This is a genomic window from Arthrobacter sp. Rue61a, assembly GCF_000294695.2.
In the GTDB taxonomy this organism is placed as follows: Bacteria; Actinomycetota; Actinomycetes; order Actinomycetales; family Micrococcaceae; genus Arthrobacter; species Arthrobacter aurescens_A.
In genome coordinates this window covers 610,415-625,118 of the sequence record NC_018531.1, presented here as the reverse complement: position 1 = coordinate 625,118, position 14,704 = coordinate 610,415, and the positions used below count along the sequence as shown (strand labels likewise).

The 14,704-nt window shown below is 62.1% G+C and carries 12 protein-coding genes; 6 read left to right on the top strand and 6 right to left on the bottom strand.

Features of this window, described 5'->3' with window-relative positions; translation table 11 throughout:
• Positions 1-69: 69 nt before the first annotated feature.
• On the bottom strand, positions 70-3,081 hold the full coding sequence (locus ARUE_RS03030) for an exo-alpha-sialidase (RefSeq protein ID WP_014920687.1): 3,012 nt from the start codon (positions 3,079-3,081) through the stop codon (positions 70-72).
• A 132-nt stretch (positions 3,082-3,213) separates the two neighbouring features.
• On the opposite strand from ARUE_RS03030, the gene ARUE_RS03025 reads away from it, so the two are divergent.
• Both ARUE_RS03025 and ARUE_RS03020 read left to right on the top strand, forming a co-directional pair.
• Entirely contained in the window at positions 3,214-4,161 is a 948-nt protein-coding gene (locus ARUE_RS03025) for a phosphoglycerate dehydrogenase (protein ID WP_014920686.1), read from the top strand.
• A 125-nt stretch (positions 4,162-4,286) separates the two neighbouring features.
• Positions 4,287-5,255, top strand: coding sequence for a manganese catalase family protein (locus ARUE_RS03020; RefSeq protein WP_011773388.1), 969 nt, complete (start codon positions 4,287-4,289; stop codon positions 5,253-5,255).
• A 61-nt stretch (positions 5,256-5,316) separates the two neighbouring features.
• Here ARUE_RS03020 and ARUE_RS03015 read toward each other — a convergent pair whose 3' ends face one another.
• Together ARUE_RS03015 and ARUE_RS03010 are read right to left on the bottom strand one after the other, a co-directional pair.
• Positions 5,317-5,607, bottom strand: a complete 291-nt coding sequence (locus ARUE_RS03015; protein ID WP_017198375.1) for a DUF1540 domain-containing protein — start codon at positions 5,605-5,607, stop codon at positions 5,317-5,319.
• Between the two features lie 164 nt (positions 5,608-5,771).
• Positions 5,772-5,954, bottom strand: a complete 183-nt coding sequence (locus ARUE_RS03010) for a hypothetical protein (RefSeq protein WP_011773386.1) — start codon at positions 5,952-5,954, stop codon at positions 5,772-5,774.
• A gap of 305 nt (positions 5,955-6,259) precedes the next feature.
• On the opposite strand from ARUE_RS03010, the gene purS reads away from it, so the two are divergent.
• The 3 genes from purS to purL are packed head-to-tail and all read left to right on the top strand — an operon-like array spanning position 6,260 to position 9,589.
• Positions 6,260-6,511 (top strand): phosphoribosylformylglycinamidine synthase subunit PurS, encoded by a 252-nt coding sequence (purS, locus tag ARUE_RS03005; protein ID WP_011773385.1) that lies wholly within the window; start codon positions 6,260-6,262, stop codon positions 6,509-6,511.
• Between the two features lies 1 nt (position 6,512).
• A complete protein-coding gene (gene purQ, locus ARUE_RS03000; RefSeq protein WP_014920684.1) occupies positions 6,513-7,283 on the top strand; it encodes a phosphoribosylformylglycinamidine synthase subunit PurQ in 771 nt (256 codons plus the stop codon).
• Positions 7,280-9,589 (top strand): phosphoribosylformylglycinamidine synthase subunit PurL, encoded by a 2,310-nt coding sequence (gene purL, locus ARUE_RS02995; RefSeq protein ID WP_014920683.1) that lies wholly within the window; start codon positions 7,280-7,282, stop codon positions 9,587-9,589. The genes purQ and purL overlap by 4 nt, the downstream gene beginning before the upstream one ends.
• A 74-nt stretch (positions 9,590-9,663) precedes the next feature.
• On the opposite strand, the gene ARUE_RS02990 is transcribed toward purL, so the two are convergent.
• From ARUE_RS02990 to ARUE_RS02980, 3 genes are read right to left on the bottom strand one after another with little or no spacing between them, the layout of a single operon-like run.
• Positions 9,664-11,082, bottom strand: a complete 1,419-nt coding sequence (locus tag ARUE_RS02990) for a putative bifunctional diguanylate cyclase/phosphodiesterase (RefSeq protein ID WP_014920682.1) — start codon at positions 11,080-11,082, stop codon at positions 9,664-9,666.
• Positions 11,079-11,582 carry a hypothetical protein gene (locus tag ARUE_RS02985; protein WP_014920681.1) on the bottom strand — a complete coding sequence of 168 codons (504 nt, stop codon included), beginning with the start codon at positions 11,580-11,582 and terminating at the stop codon, positions 11,079-11,081. Before ARUE_RS02985 ends, ARUE_RS02990 begins: the two co-directional genes overlap by 4 nt.
• Positions 11,579-12,757: a GGDEF domain-containing protein gene (locus ARUE_RS02980; RefSeq protein WP_014920680.1), complete on the bottom strand. Its 1,179-nt coding sequence runs from the start codon at positions 12,755-12,757 to the stop codon at positions 11,579-11,581. Before ARUE_RS02980 ends, ARUE_RS02985 begins: the two co-directional genes overlap by 4 nt.
• 502 nt (positions 12,758-13,259) lie before the next feature.
• On the opposite strand from ARUE_RS02980, the gene ARUE_RS02975 reads away from it, so the two are divergent.
• Positions 13,260-14,378, top strand: a complete 1,119-nt coding sequence (locus ARUE_RS02975) for a histidinol-phosphate transaminase (protein WP_043469734.1) — start codon at positions 13,260-13,262, stop codon at positions 14,376-14,378.
• Positions 14,379-14,704 lie beyond the last annotated feature (326 nt).

Here is a 14,704-nt window from a genome sequence, read left to right as displayed (position 1 = left end):
GTCATGGAATGACAAACGGCGGACCGCAGGAGAGTCCTGCGATCCGCCGCCTGCTTCCGAGCCACATGGCTAGCCCTTGGGGGTCACCTGCAGGCGGTCGAAGGAGACTTGGCCGCCGTCCTTGTCCAGGACCACCGCGTCATCCCGGCCGTTCTTCACGTCCGACGGAAGAATGAACTCCACGGCGTTATCCGTGGTGGGGAAAATCCATCCGAGCCGGTAGCCCGTCTTATTCAAGTACACGTAGTACCAATTCCCGTACTCCAAGCCCTTGAGCACTACCTTCTGGCCCGTGCGGTACTTATCCGCAGTCCCGAGGTCCGTCGGCGGCGTGCCCAACTCCTGGACAGTCAGTGTCGGCACAGAGTCTGGACGCGCTGGCTGAACGGCGAGCGCCAGCGGGTCACTCCCGGCTGCGGCCGCAACTGCCCGGGAACCATTCCAGGCCGTCGCTTCAAACGAGACAGCACCCAAACTCCCCGCAGCAACGTCCGCGGCTGTCAGCACACGCTCTCGTGTAGCCGTAACGGTGTCACCGGCAGGCAGCGTGGCCGCCGAGATGCCGGCGTCGGGCGCCTCCAATCCGGTCACTGCGACGTTCCCGGCGTTGCCCACCGTGTACGTGTACGTCACGGGATCGCCGACGCTCGCGAAGCGGTCGCCGTCAGCGTCGCTCCACTCGGCAGACACGGTTCCCTCCAGCTTGGGCTCGCGAACCTTGAGGTCCACTTCGCCGCCGTCCACCGTAATGGTCTTGGTGCTTTGACCGGCCGAGCTGGCCTCCCAGGTGGTCTTCGGAATGAAGAAACCCTGCTCGGCTTCTTCAGCGGTCACGGTGTGGCGCGGGGTGGCACACTGGTAGCTTTGGCCGGCCGGTAGCACGCTGTAGCGGCAGTTGCCGGGCCCTTCCGGCAGGAACGGGCTGAAGTTACCGGCTGTGGGGACCACCTTCTCCACCAGCGGACTCGTGTTCTTCACCGTGAAGGCATATGGGACCTGGTCGCCGGCCGCGTATGGCTGGGTTGCCAGATCACGTCCAACGTCGGCGCGCGCCCCGCTGATATCGGCCGTCAGCAGGCCGTCACGCAAGGCCACCGCAGCGCCGGTGAACGGTACCGTTTTGGTCAGCGACGGCGTCGAGCTTGCCGTGATGCTGAAGCTGGCCTCCGGCACGAAATAGCCGCGTTGGATGTCGGCTGCCGTGATCACGTGCTTGGCGGTGGTGCAGGTGTAGCTGGCACCTGCGGCCAGATTGTTGAACCGGCAGTTGGGGGCCGACGGCGGCAGGAACCCGGAGTCGAACGTCCCGGAAACCGGTACTGAATTGGCCGTGACGTTGGCGGTGCTCTTGACGTTGAGCGAGTAGCTGAGAACGTCGCCCATCTGGTAGGGGCTGGCCACGACATCGCGGGCGGGTGCCGTCCCGGTAATGGTGAGGCCTACCTGCGGAGCTGCCGGCACCGTTGCGGTGAAGGTGAACTGCGAAACCCGGCCGTTCGCCGTCGTGAAGGCTGCATTGAGGTTCTGCGGACCGCTGGCGTTGGCCGGTGCCGTTAGGGCAACGTTGACGGTCACCGAAGCGCCGGGGGCGACGTCGGGAACCGGCACCGTGGTGGCCGACCAGCCGCTGGGTGTGTAGACGGTGGCGCTGGCGCCCGAAAGTGTGGCGGCTTCCTGGTTGGTGACAGTCACGGGCACCTGCTGGGTGGCCCCCGGCGCGGTGGTGACAGCCGGGACAGCCAGCGGGGCACAGACGTAGTTCAGCCAGGCGTCGTCGAACTTCGCGAACGGCATGTTGTCCGTGTAGTTGCCCTCGTAGAGCACACCGAACTTATCGTTTTCCAGGCGGGTGACCGTGGAGTAGGCGGAGAAACCCGAACGGATGGTGCGGACGCCCGGCCAGGTGGCGCCGTCGTCACAGGAGACCCTGGCCGAGACGTTTTCGCGGCCGGTCTTGGAGCTCGCGTTGGTGAAGATGAGCTTCTTGGCATCAGCCGAGCCCTGCGCAGCGTTGGGGAACATCCGCGCAATGGCGCCGTTGTTGGCGGGATCCGGGAGTTCGGTGTCCTGCGTGACCGGGCCATACGTGGCGCCGCCGTCCGTGGAAATGGCCACCTTGCGGTAGCCCTGGTTGGCGTTGTCCCGTGAGTTCAGGAGCACGCGGCCGTCGGAAAGTTCCACGGTTTTGTTCTCATCCATGCGGTCCCCGACGTTGTCGCCCTTGTGCCAGGTGGCGCCATGGTCATCGGAGTAAACGGAGTATGCCTGGATCTTGTTGGTGCCGTCCGCCTGGCGGATATCGCCGGCGAACTGCTGAATCAGGCGGCCCTTGTATTGGCCGTACTTGAGCTGGATGCCTTCGCCGGAGGATGCGAAGTTGGACCTGACATCGCCGGCAACAGGGCTGGTCTTGCTGGTGCCCGGCTTGGTGACGTTGGTGATGAGTCGGGGCTGGCTCCACGTGACGCCGCCGTCCGAGGACTCGATAACTGCCGAGGAGATCACAGTCCTGTCGGCGTCATTGTTGCCGAATTGGCTGCCGCCGAAGCCCTGGTCCTTGGAGTACACGAAGAAGGCTAAGACCTTGCCGGCTTCGGCATCGTAAATGTAGGAGGGGTCGCTGTATCCGTATTTGGGTCCGCTGGCATCGCCAACATGTCCCGCGGCGATGACGGTAACGGGTCCCCACGTCTGGCCGCCGTCGGTGCTGCGGCGCTGCACGATCGAGTTCGGGTTGGGGGCATCCGCGGCCGAGCCCGGACGCCCGTCCCAGGCCGCGAGCACCACGTTGTTGCCCAGATAGGTCAGGGCCGGAATCCGGTAGAAGAAGTTGGCGGCCGTACGGTCAGCGCCGATGTTGGCCTCGGTGAATGTACCGGGAGCTGCCGCGGGGTTGCTGGGCGGAATGGGTGCAGCGGTGGCGGGAAGGCCCAAGCCGGCCAGAAGGCCCAGGCTGACGGTGCCGACGGCGGCGATGCGGGCGAGAGGTGATGAAGAGGATCTCAAATCCGATGTCCTTTCGAAACTGCTTCGAGCGGGAGGATGCGAAACGACGTGCAGACTACTTGTGTTACGTGCCACGTCGAACGTCCTACAACCATAGGGTGTCAGTCGTCACATTGCTAGAGATGAATCGCAGTAGCCTCTCCGAGCCTGGTGAAGCGATAGCCTCGAGAGCGAAAATACCCGCCACATTTACCCTTGGAGCCCCCCGTGAAAATCCTCGTCCCGGACACCATCGAACTGGACCTCGCCCATCTGGTTGCCGCGGGTGACGATGTGGTGGTTTACGCGGTGGACAAGCCCGTCCCCAGCGAACACCGTGACGCTGAGGTGCTGGTGGTGTGGCGGAACACCTCGGAGAACTTGTCCGACGCCGCTAAGGAAATGTCCGCCCTCAGGTTGGTGCAGACGCTCGCAGCGGGCCCGGATTCAGTGCTGGCAGCGGGCTTCGCGGACAACGTGGCCATCACGTCCGGCCGCTCACTGCACGACGGCCCCGTCGCCGAACACGCACTTGCCCTGATTCTGGCCACAGTGCGCCGCCTGGACCAGCTGATGGAGTCCCAGAAGGCCTCGTCCTGGAACCAGGCATATAACGCAGCCCAGTCCGTGCCTGACACTGAGCACCTTTACACGCTCGACGGCGCCAAGGTCACCATTTGGGGCTTCGGTTCAATTGCCGGGCGGCTCGCTCCCCTGCTGGCCGCACTGGGTGCAAAGGTCACCGGCGTCGCCAGCTCCAAGGGCGAGCGCTATGGCTTCCCGGTGGTGGCCGAGGACGAATTCCCCGATGTCCTGCGCACCACGGACGTCCTGGTCTCCATCCTGCCGGCCACTCAGGACACCGCGGATGCCCTGAACGAAGAAATCCTCCGCAGCCTCCCGGCCAGCGCAGTCTTCGTGAACGTTGGCCGTGGAGCCACCGTTGACGAAGAGGCCTTGATTGCCGCGCTGGAAGAGGGCAGGCTGCGGGCGGCCGCCCTGGACGTCACCAAGGACGAGCCGCTGCCCGCCGATTCCAAACTTTGGAGCGCCCCCAACCTGATCATCACTCCCCATGTGGCAGGCAACCGCCCCAAGGGGTCGGCCAAGCTGGTCACAGCCAACATCTCCGCACTGAGGGACGGCAAGCCACTAACCAACAAAGTTGCGGGCTAAGCAATCCCCAATTCCTCACGGAATTCCTTGCATTGAAATAGTAAGCATGCTTATTGTAATGATTCCGGGGTGGCCAGCAGAGGGTTTCCATCCCACGCATAGCATGAGACAACGTGAGGAAACGTATGTACCTGCACACCCAGCTTCTCATCAATGAAATCGCTGCAGACGAGCCAGATCCCGCAGCCGCCAATGCCCTCCAGGAAGGCCTCGGCGGACAGTTCGGCGAGATGCGCACCATGATGCAGTACCTCTTCCAAAGCATGAACTTCCGGGGCGACGCCGCCTCGAAGCCCTACAAGGACCTCCTCCAGGGCATCGGCACTGAGGAGATCAGCCACGTGGAGCTCATTGGAACCACCATTTCCCAGCTCTTGGACGGCTCGCCCCGCTACCAGGGGAAAAAGTCCGATCCTGTGGACCAGCCGGGTGCCGGCGGAGCCACTCCCCTGAAGATCGCGCTGGACACCAGCAACATCCACCACTATCTGGTGGGTGCCCAGGGTGCCCTGCCCGTGGACGCCGCGGGCAATCCGTGGAGCGGATCCTACGTCTACAACAGTGGCAACCTGGTGCTGGACCTGCTCTACAACCTGATGCTTGAGTCAACGGGCAGGCTCCAGAAGTGCCGTATCTACGAGATGACGGAAAACAAGACGGCGCGCTCCACCATCGCGTACCTGATCGTTCGCGACCAAGCCCACGAGAATGCTTATGCCAAGGCCTTGGAGAGCCTGGGCGTGAACTGGGGCAAGGTCCTCCCCATCCCAAAGACCAACGCGGAGCAGTTCCCCGAGGTGAAGAAGCTGCTGGACAAGGGTCTCCAGAGCATCCAGTACACCTTCAGCGCCGACAACCTCAGCGAAGCAGGGAAGCTCTACCGCGGAGCGTCGCCCTCCAATGACGGCACCGAGCTGAGCACGGACGTCATGCCCGAAGGATTCCCGATCACCATTTCTCCGGAACGCAAGGAAGAGTTTGCTCCCGGCCTGGACCCGGAGCTGCTGGCCTTGATCCAGGCCACGGCAGAGCAGGAAATGAAGGAAGCCGATAGCCCCAAGGAAGCCAAGCCTGCGGCAACCAAGAAGAAATAGCGGACACAAAAAGGGTCCCCGCCTCAACCGAGGCGGGGACCCTTTTGGTCGTCAGGAAATATCAGGCGTGCTCGTACGTCAGGCAGTCGGCGGCCTCACGGCCGGGGCCAACCTTGACGTCGTGTGCTTCGCACATGAGGTTGTTGTTGTGGACGCATTCGGAGCGCTGGCAAGCGCCAACGTGGGCAAGAACCTTGGGAAGGCCACCCATGGCATTCGTGTCAATGAACGTAGCGCAGGAGGCGTGGTCCTGGCTGCCACCGATGGTGATTCCGAATGCCGTGCATCCGTTGTGGTTGAATCCGCACGTGCCAACGCTACAGGCGGATACTTCGGCAATGTGTTCGGTCATTGTTCCTCCTGGTGTGGGTCCTGAAAGGTACCGGGGCTTTACCCCTGGTGTACTTCCAAACTACGCCGAAACCACGCCTTTTAACCGCTTTGAATAGCGCATTTGTATGTGCCCTAATCCGCGTCATTCCGCCGGAAAACAGCCACTCGGAGGTTAGGTCCTGCTTACTTTGGGGTGCGCAGGGCGTCGCTGATTTTGGCTCGCGTTTCCTTATCCAAGGGCGCGGTGACGCGATGCTCCCGCGCCGCCCGGTCAGCCATGATCTTTTGGATGACCATTCGGCCCAGACCTGCAAAAACGGCTGCGGCCACAACGCCCAGCACCATCGATTTCGGTTTCTCAGCCATGCCGCAATCCTAGTGACGCCCGCCACGCAGGGAAAGTGCCGCCGTCGAGCCGTCAATTGAGGCTTTTTCCCCCGCCGCGGCGGGGTGTCCTCGCGCAATCCGGCTGAATAGGGTATGCGCGCCGCTCCCGGTAGAATAGGTGTGCAAGCTCGCGGAGCGCCCCCCATGCCGTTCAAACATTGCAGTTCACAACCGTGTTTAACCTGTGTTCATAACGCTGTTTGAATGCGGCTGAACGGCGTGAGACGGCACCTCCGCGGCAGCCTTATTTAAGGTTCACCCAACTCACGCACAGGAGTTACCGGATGCCCCGGATCGTCGTTGACGTCATGCCCAAGCCCGAGATTCTGGACCCCCAGGGGAAGGCCATCGTGGGTGCTCTGCCCCGCCTCGGCTTCAACAGCTTCAGCGCAGTCCGCCAGGGCAAGCGCTTCGAACTGACCGTCGACGGCGAGGTGACCGACGCTATCCTGGCTCAGGCCCGTGAAGCTGCTGAGACTCTCCTGTCCAACCCGGTGATCGAGGATGTTGTCAACGTCGAGGTCGTCGAGGCCTGATATGACGTCGATTCCCCTGATTGGCGAGGCTGTGGCCGTCGCCGCAGAACCCCGCTTGGCCGGCGCCAAGATCGGCGTCGTCACCTTCCCCGGCACCCTTGACGACCGCGACGCCGCCCGTGCGGTGCGGCTTGCAGGCGCAACGGCGGTGCCGCTCTGGCATGCAGACACTGAACTCGGCGATGTTGACGCGGTCATCATCCCCGGCGGTTTCTCCTACGGTGACTACCTCCGCGCCGGCGCCATCTCGCGGTTCGCTCCGTTAATGTCCAAGATCATTGACGCCGCGAACTCCGACGCCAAGCTCCCGGTTTTGGGTATTTGCAATGGTTTCCAGATCCTGACCGAGTCGCACTTGCTGCCCGGTTCCATGATCAAGAACGACCACCTGAAGTTCATCTGCCGGGACCAGACACTGCGCGTGGAAAACGCCAACACTGCCTGGACTGTGGACTACACGGATGGCCAGGAGATCGTTGTGCCGCTGAAGAACCAGGACGGCCAGTACATCGCTGACGAGAAGACGTTGGACGCCCTTGAGGCTGAGGGTCGCGTGGTGTTCCGCTACGTGGGCTTCAACCCGAACGGCTCCCGCCGCGACATCGCGGGCATCTCCAACGCGGCCGGCAACGTAGTGGGCCTCATGCCGCACCCCGAGCACGCAGTGGAGACCGGCTTCGGCCCGGAGTCCCTTGATGGCGCGCCCCGCGACACCGACGGCCTGGGCTTCTTCACCTCCGTTTTGACCAAGATTGTGGGAGGCGACAAGTGACCACGGAAACCACCAAGAAGTTCAACATCGATACCGTTGAGCACGCTGCCAAGACCCCGGACACGGAACTCCCGTGGGCCGAGCTCGGCTTGAAGCAGAACGAATTCGACGAGATCGTCAAGGTCCTTGGCCGCCGCCCCACCGGTGCCGAGCTGGCCATGTACTCCGTCATGTGGAGCGAGCACTGCTCCTACAAGTCCTCCAAGAACCACCTTCGCCAGTTCGGCGAGAAGGTCACCGAGGAAATGAAGAAGGACATGCTGGTTGGCATCGGCGAGAACGCCGGCGTCACCAACCTGGGCGACGGCTGGGCCGTAACGTTCAAGATCGAGTCGCACAACTCGCCGTCGTTCGTTGAGCCGTACCAGGGTGCCGCTACCGGCATCGGCGGTATTGTCCGCGACATCATTTCCATGGGTGCCCGCCCGGTCGCCGTGATGGATCCGTTGCGCTTCGGTGCGATCGACCACCCGGACACCGCCCGCGTCATGCATGGTGCTGTTGCCGGCATCGGCGGCTACGGCAACTGCCTCGGCCTGCCGAACATCGGCGGCGAAATGGTCTTCGACTCCGTCTACCAGGGCAACCCGCTGGTGAACGCACTGGCAGTGGGCGTCATGCGCCACGAGGACATCCGCCTGGCCAACGCCTCCGGCAAGGGCAACAAGGTTGTCCTGTTCGGCGCGCGCACCGGTGGCGACGGAATCGGCGGTGCTTCGGTGCTCGCTTCCGAGTCCTTCGACGACACCAAGCCGTCCAAGCGTCCGGCCGTCCAGGTGGGCGACCCCTTCGCAGAGAAGGTCCTCATCGAGTGCTGCCTGGAGCTCTTCAAGGGCTCGCTGGTTGAAGGCATCCAGGACCTCGGCGCTGCAGGCATCTCCTGCGCCACGTCCGAGCTCGCCTCCAACGGCGACGGCGGCATGGAGGTGGAGCTGACCTCGGTCCTGCTGCGCGATCCCACGCTGACCCCGGGTGAGATCCTCATGTCCGAATCTCAGGAACGCATGATGGCCGTGGTCACCCCGGAGAACATCGCAGCGTTCGAAGCTGTGATGGACAAGTGGGCTGTGGAGTACTCCTGGTTGGGTGAGGTCACCGATACCGGTCGCCTCATCATCACCTGGGAAGGCGAAGTAATCGTCGACGTCGATCCCCGCACCGTTGCGCACGACGGCCCGGTCTACGACCGTCCGTTCGCCCGCCCGGAGTGGCAGGACTCGGTTCAGGCCAACTCCTTCACCGGATCTGTTGAAGACGCAGGCCGTCCGTCGGCTCCCACCGAGCTGGCTGCGGCCGTCACCGAGCTCGTGGCATCGCCGAACATGTGCAGCAAAGCCTGGATCACCAAGCAGTACGACCGCTACGTTGGCGGCAACACTGCCATGGCCTTCCCGGACGATGCCGGCGTGGTCCGCGTTGACGAGGAAACAGGCCTAGGCGTTGCACTGGCCACTGACGCCAACGGCCGCTACACCTACCTGGAGCCCTACCAGGGTGCACAGCTCGCGCTGGCCGAGGCCTACCGCAACGTTGCCACCTCCGGCGCTGTTCCGATGGCCGTCAGCGACTGCCTGAACTTCGGTTCACCGGAAGACCCGGATGTCATGTGGCAGTTGGCCGAAGCCATCCGTGGCCTGTCCGACGCCTGCATGGAGCTCGGCATCCCGGTCACCGGCGGTAACGTATCGCTCTACAACCAGACCGGCACCACGCCGATCCACCCCTCCCCCGTGGTGGCTGTCCTGGGCAAGCTCGACGACGTCGCCCGCCGCACGCCGACAGGCTGGCGCGAGGACGGCCAGGCCATCTACCTGCTGGGCACCACCGCAGCAGAGCTGGACGGTTCGGAATGGTCCAACCTGCGCGGACACCTTGGTGGCTTGCCGCCGAAGGTGGACCTCGCAGCTGAGCGCGCATTGGGCGAGATCCTGATCAACGCTTCCCGCGACGGCATGGTTGACGCAGCACACGACCTCTCCGAAGGTGGCCTCGCGGCTGTCTTGGTTGAGTCCTCGCTGCGCTACGGCGTGGGCGCCCGCATCGCCCTTGAGGAACTCATGGAGCGCGACGGCGTGGACCTGTTCACCGCCCTCTTCTCCGAGTCCCAGGCCCGTGCAATCGTGTCCGTGCCGCGCTCCGAGGAAGTCCGCTTCAAGGACATGTGCACGGCCCGCGGCTTCGCCCACCTCCGGATCGGCGTTGTTGACGCTGCCGGTGGAAAGCTGGAGATCAACGGCGTGGACGAGCTCTCCTTGGACGCTCTCCGCGAAGCACACGAAGCCACCCTGCCCAAGTACTTCGGTTAAGAACAACTAAGCCAAAAGGCCCCTGCGAGCGTCCGCCAGGACGTGTGCAGGGGCCTTTTGCTGTCTCACAGGGTTTACCCCGGCCAGGTCCGCAGCCGCGACAACTGTTCAGTGAACTCCGCCTCCGGCAACGGCCTGCCAAAGTAATACCCTTGGCCGCTCGCGCAGCCAATGCTCCGAAGTGCCTCTGCCTGTTCGGCGGTCTCGATTCCCTCCCAAACGCCCTCCAAACCACAAGAATGGATGACTTGCTGGATGGCGGCCAGGAAGCCCAGCTGGGAAGGATCTTTCCCCAAGTCCTTCACGAATTGCCGATCCACTTTCACCCGGTCCACGGGCAGTTTCCGCAGGTAGCCCATGGACGAGTAGCCGGCGCCGAAGTCGTCGATCTCAAGTCCGACACCTAGCCTGTGCAGACTCGCCAGTGTGTAACGGTCCAGCTCGTTGTTCTGGATGATGGCGCTCTCAGTCAGCTCCAGCACCAGTGAATCCGGGGCCAGGTGCTCCTCCGCCAAGGCCGCACTGACAGCGTCCACGAACTCCAGGCTTTGAAGGTCCGCGGCCGAGGCATTGATCCTCATGGAGAAGTCCTGCTGTGCAGTGACAGGATGGTCCCGCCAACGCCGCAACTGACGCACGGCCGTGCGCAGGACCCACCTGCCCAGTTCGGCAATGAGGCCGGTCGCCTCAGCTATGGGAATGAACTGGTCCGGCATGATCAGGCCGTGCACGGGGTGGTTCCATCGGACCAGAGCTTCGCAGCCTTCGATCCTGCCGGTGGAGAGCTCCACGATCGGCTGGTAGTAGAGGACCAGCTGGTCTGCACGGATGGCTTCGCGGAGTTCCCCCACTATCTGCCGCTGGAGCAGCTGCGCGTGCAGGGTTGCGGGATCGAACACCTTCAGCTTGTTCCTGCCCTCGTTTTTGGAATCTTCCATGGCCAGATCGGCCTCTTGGAGAATGTCCTCGATGCTGTGATGCGGTTCCGCGGTACGCAGGCCGACGCTTGCGCCGCAGCGGATGCTGTTGTTCCCGAGGTCAATGTTCGGTTCCAGCGCTGCCAGGATGCGGTTTCCGACGGCGGTGGCCCGGTTTTGCGGGGTGGCGGGCAACAGCACGGCGAATTCGTCGCCGCCCAAGCGGGTGACGACGTCGTTCTCCCGGACTGCCGACCGGACGCGCATGGCGACGGTGACCAGAATCTGGTCCGAGGCGGCATGGCCGGCGGAGTTCTTCAGTGCTTTGAAGCCGTCCAGGTTCACCAAGAGGAGTGCCGGCGGGACGGCGCCTTTGGCCGCGGCGTCCTGGGCTTCGATGAAGGAATTGACCAGCGCCTGGCGGTTGCCGAGCCCGGTGAGGGCGTCTGTGAGGGCATCTCGGCGCTGTTCATAGCGTGCTTGGTGGAGCTCCTGCATGAGAGCCTGGACGTGCCGCTCCAGTTTCTCGATCCGTGAATCAGCGGGGACCAGCCGGTGGGGCTTGGTGGCGCTCACGACTCTTCCAGGCGTCGCAATGATGAGTCAGCCACAGCTTGCGGCTTGGATACGGGGTTGCGGCGTTCGTCCAGGAAGAGCCGGTAGGAAGCGATGTCCAGCCTGCCGTCGGGCTCCACCTTGTTTCCTGCGCGGTAAACGTGGGTGATCCATGCCCCGCCCAGGATTGCCTCAATCCAGGCATCGCACTCTGCCAGCGGGAGGTGAACACGTGTGCCGGTGTTCCTGCGATGACCAGCGATGGACAGCGTGATGCAGCTGCCCAGGAGGCCCTTGTCCGCGGTGAACCAGGCGAGGCCTTCGACGTCGGCCACTATGGTCAGATTCGCGTTGCTGTCCTCCACCGACTGAACAGGGCTCATCCTGACCGAGCGGCGGTCCGCGTTCAGCGTTGTGGGCGTCCCTGCTTTGTAGGGAGCGCTGGTGATGTCTTGCCGGAACGCGGACAGTTCCTGGGTGTGCTGGATCTGGATCCGGGTGGTGAGTTCGTTGAAGGTCATGATCGTGCCTCATCCGCGATAGTGGCCGCCTCGAGGCGGTCGGCTCCTACAATCCTGTTTCTGCCTTGCGCCTTTGCGCTGTAAAGTGCTGCGTCCGCTACCTCGATCATGAAATTGAGGTCTGCGACAGCGGGGATGCTGGACGTTACTCCATAGCTGACGGTGGGGAAAACCACACCTTCGGGGGTCTGCATGGCTGCCATCCGGCGACTGATTTCGCTTGCGATGTTCTCGGCCCGGTCCTGCGTTGCGCCCGGCAGGAAGAGGACGAACTCTTCCCCTCCATACCGTCCGATGAGGTCCGTGGACCTGACCGATCCGGCGCAGGCTTCAGCGAATGCCCGCAAGGCCACGTCCCCGGCCCCGTGCCCGTGCTCGTCATTGACGGCTTTGAAGTGGTCCAGGTCCGCCAGGACTACGGATGCGCCCGAGCCCGTGGATTGCAGACGCTCAAGTTCAGTGGTGGCAAGGTCCAGGAAAGCTCCGCGGTTGAGGAGTCCCGTCAGATGGTCGCGGGTGGCACGTTCACGGAGGCCTTTGATGAGTTGATCACTGGTAAGGGCCGTCATGCTGAAGGACACGGTGACCAGAAGCACCATTGATATCAGTGCGGACGGTCCGGGTCCGAAGTAGGTGCGGAACGTGTAACTGGCCGGCCCTTCGAGCGCGTAGACCACCCAGCGGCACAAGTAGTAGACGGCCAACATACCCGCGGCCACGGACAGGGCTTTGTGGACTTGCGAGTGCGAGGACTTGATAAACCAGAGGTCATACGCTGCAAGTGCTATGCCCAGGGTCATCATGGCCAGATAGACCAGGCCGCCCGACCAAACATTGTTTCCCGGGTTTTCCAGGAACGACGCGACCGCAGTGAGGGCCGGTCCAAGCGCCAACTGCCATGGTGCGGCTTTCCGGTTCCTCAGGGTCTTCGCTCCGGCCCAGACGCTGAAGGCTCCAGCCACAACAAGGACGTTACCCAAGGGGTTGGCCCACAGCTGGTGGGGAGTTCCGTTGAGGAGGAACGCCGCGTTTCCCACCATGAACTCGAGCAAAGCGAGGCTCCACCAGCCTGCGTACGGCGAGCGTGTGCGGTGGAATGAGGCGCAGAACAGCAGCAAGAGTGTGACCGTGACTACGCCAAGCGCAACCCTTACCGAGAACGCATCGAGCACCATGTCCAACCCCCTCAGCTGGTCATCATTCTGCCTTTGAGTCCAGTGTCGCGGGGCTTTCTCAACCTCGATGCGGCATTTGCTCAGGATTTGCTCAAGATCGTTTGTGGTCCCACCTCTACCAGTCGATCAAGACAACTTGCCGAGGGTGAGCCGGCGAGATCAACAGCAACCCGGCCGGGTATGTCCTGGACACCCTCGCCTAAAGCGGTCGGTACCGATGGACTGCCGGCCTGTGTCCAAGTGGGCAACGTTGGATGTACCCCATATTTGTCAGACTGGATGTTGGATTACTGATTCTCTGAAATCGTTAGGTACCGACCACCTCACCGTGTCCGCCGCCGTACGATGCAGTTAAGATTCAGCTGGTCAATTGCGCCTAACCGTCCAATGCGACAGTTCAGCACTTGAATTCCATTAGCCCTAAACACGTATCGCTTTGTTGTGGACAACCGGACGACACTTAAGTCTCTTCGCTGAAATGACCAAATGATAGGTTTGGAAAATGATGCGACGAAATGACCTTCTCAACAGTCTTCCGCTGCGCGAATCTCTTCGAGCGCGGGAGGTCTATGGAGCTCCACAGATTGATGTGCCTGTGGCGCTGAACACGAATGAGAATCCGCATTCATTGCCACCCGTTGTCCAGCAGTCTATCTCGACGGAGATCGCTGGAATCCTCTCGGACTTGAATCGCTATCCAGACCGCGAGTTCACTTCACTTCGTGAAGCGATGGCCGCCTATCTCGGACATGACCTGACCCACGAAAATATCTGGGCAGCAAATGGATCTAATGAAGTGCTCCACCACATCCTTCAGGCATTCGGTGGCCCCGGCAGATCATTGTTGACATTCGTACCCAGTTACCCGATGTACCCGATCCTTGCGGGGGGCGTGGACACTGAATTCATAGCCATGAACAGGGGCCATGACTTTTCCATTGATGTCGATGGGGCCGTAGCAGCCGTTGAGCACCACCAACCGGCCATCGTACTGCTCTCGTCGCCCAACAACCCCACGGGAACCTCACTGGAAGATGGCGTAGTCCAAGCCATCTACGAAGCTGGCGAGCCATCGTCAACAATCGTCGTAGTGGATGAAGCATATGCCGAGTTTTCCCACACCCCTGAGAAGACAGCTTTGCGTCTATTGGAAGGGCGTCAGCGGCTGATCGTTACCCGGACGATGTCGAAAGCGTTCTCCTTGGCCGGTGCACGAGTCGGCTACTTTGCCGCAGCGCCGCAAGTGGCTGATGCCATGCGCTTGGTACGCCTGCCATATCACCTCTCTGCGTTGACACAGGCGGCGGCGATAGCCGCTTTCCACAACGCCGCCGCTCTGCTCAAAGACGTCAACCGGATCAAAGAGCAACGTGACAGAATCGTCACTGAACTAGCAGGTATGGGACTGTCACCAGTGCCCTCAGATGCAAACTTTGTACTGTTCGGTGGTCTGCAAGATAGGCGTGAATGCTGGACAGCACTTCTGGAACACGGTGTATTGGTTCGCGAACTTGGACCTGAGGGTTACCTTCGGGTGACAGCTGGAACCGAAAAGGAAACCACTAAGTTCCTGGAAGCCCTTCGGAGGTATCTCATTAATTCTCGGCCCCTAGGCGTTTGAGATCTTCACCCAGGCTTCCGAGCAGTTAGTGCCATCCACGAGAGTTGCCCGGACGTCGAGTTTACCAACTTAGCCGTCCACCGATCCACCAATGATCGGTGGACGGCTTCACCATACCTCTCGACAATGCTGCCTCGTTCAGCATCTAGAATTGCTAGTCCGTAACGCTGCGATGCAACCAAATCGTCAGTCCAATCCTCTGCATCAACGTCAGCCCAGCCAGCCGCATGTAGAAGATCTACATATTCCCTAATGGTCACCATATGTTGTCCCCAATTGGTCATCCTATGGGGAAAATCAGATTGGGCGTGGGGGCCCACGCAAGT

Coding starts and splice junctions, on each gene's coding strand:
- ARUE_RS03020 (WP_011773388.1), top strand. CDS start 4,287: ATGTACCTGCACACCCAGCTTCTCATCAATGAAATCGCTGCAGACGAG.
- ARUE_RS03015 (WP_017198375.1), bottom strand. CDS start 5,607: ATGACCGAACACATTGCCGAAGTATCCGCCTGTAGCGTTGGCACGTGC.
- ARUE_RS03010 (WP_011773386.1), bottom strand. CDS start 5,954: ATGGCTGAGAAACCGAAATCGATGGTGCTGGGCGTTGTGGCCGCAGCC.
- purS (WP_011773385.1), top strand. CDS start 6,260: ATGCCCCGGATCGTCGTTGACGTCATGCCCAAGCCCGAGATTCTGGAC.
- purQ (WP_014920684.1), top strand. CDS start 6,513: ATGACGTCGATTCCCCTGATTGGCGAGGCTGTGGCCGTCGCCGCAGAA.
- ARUE_RS02985 (WP_014920681.1), bottom strand. CDS start 11,582: ATGACCTTCAACGAACTCACCACCCGGATCCAGATCCAGCACACCCAG.
- ARUE_RS02980 (WP_014920680.1), bottom strand. CDS start 12,757: ATGGTGCTCGATGCGTTCTCGGTAAGGGTTGCGCTTGGCGTAGTCACG.
- ARUE_RS02975 (WP_043469734.1), top strand. CDS start 13,260: ATGATGCGACGAAATGACCTTCTCAACAGTCTTCCGCTGCGCGAATCT.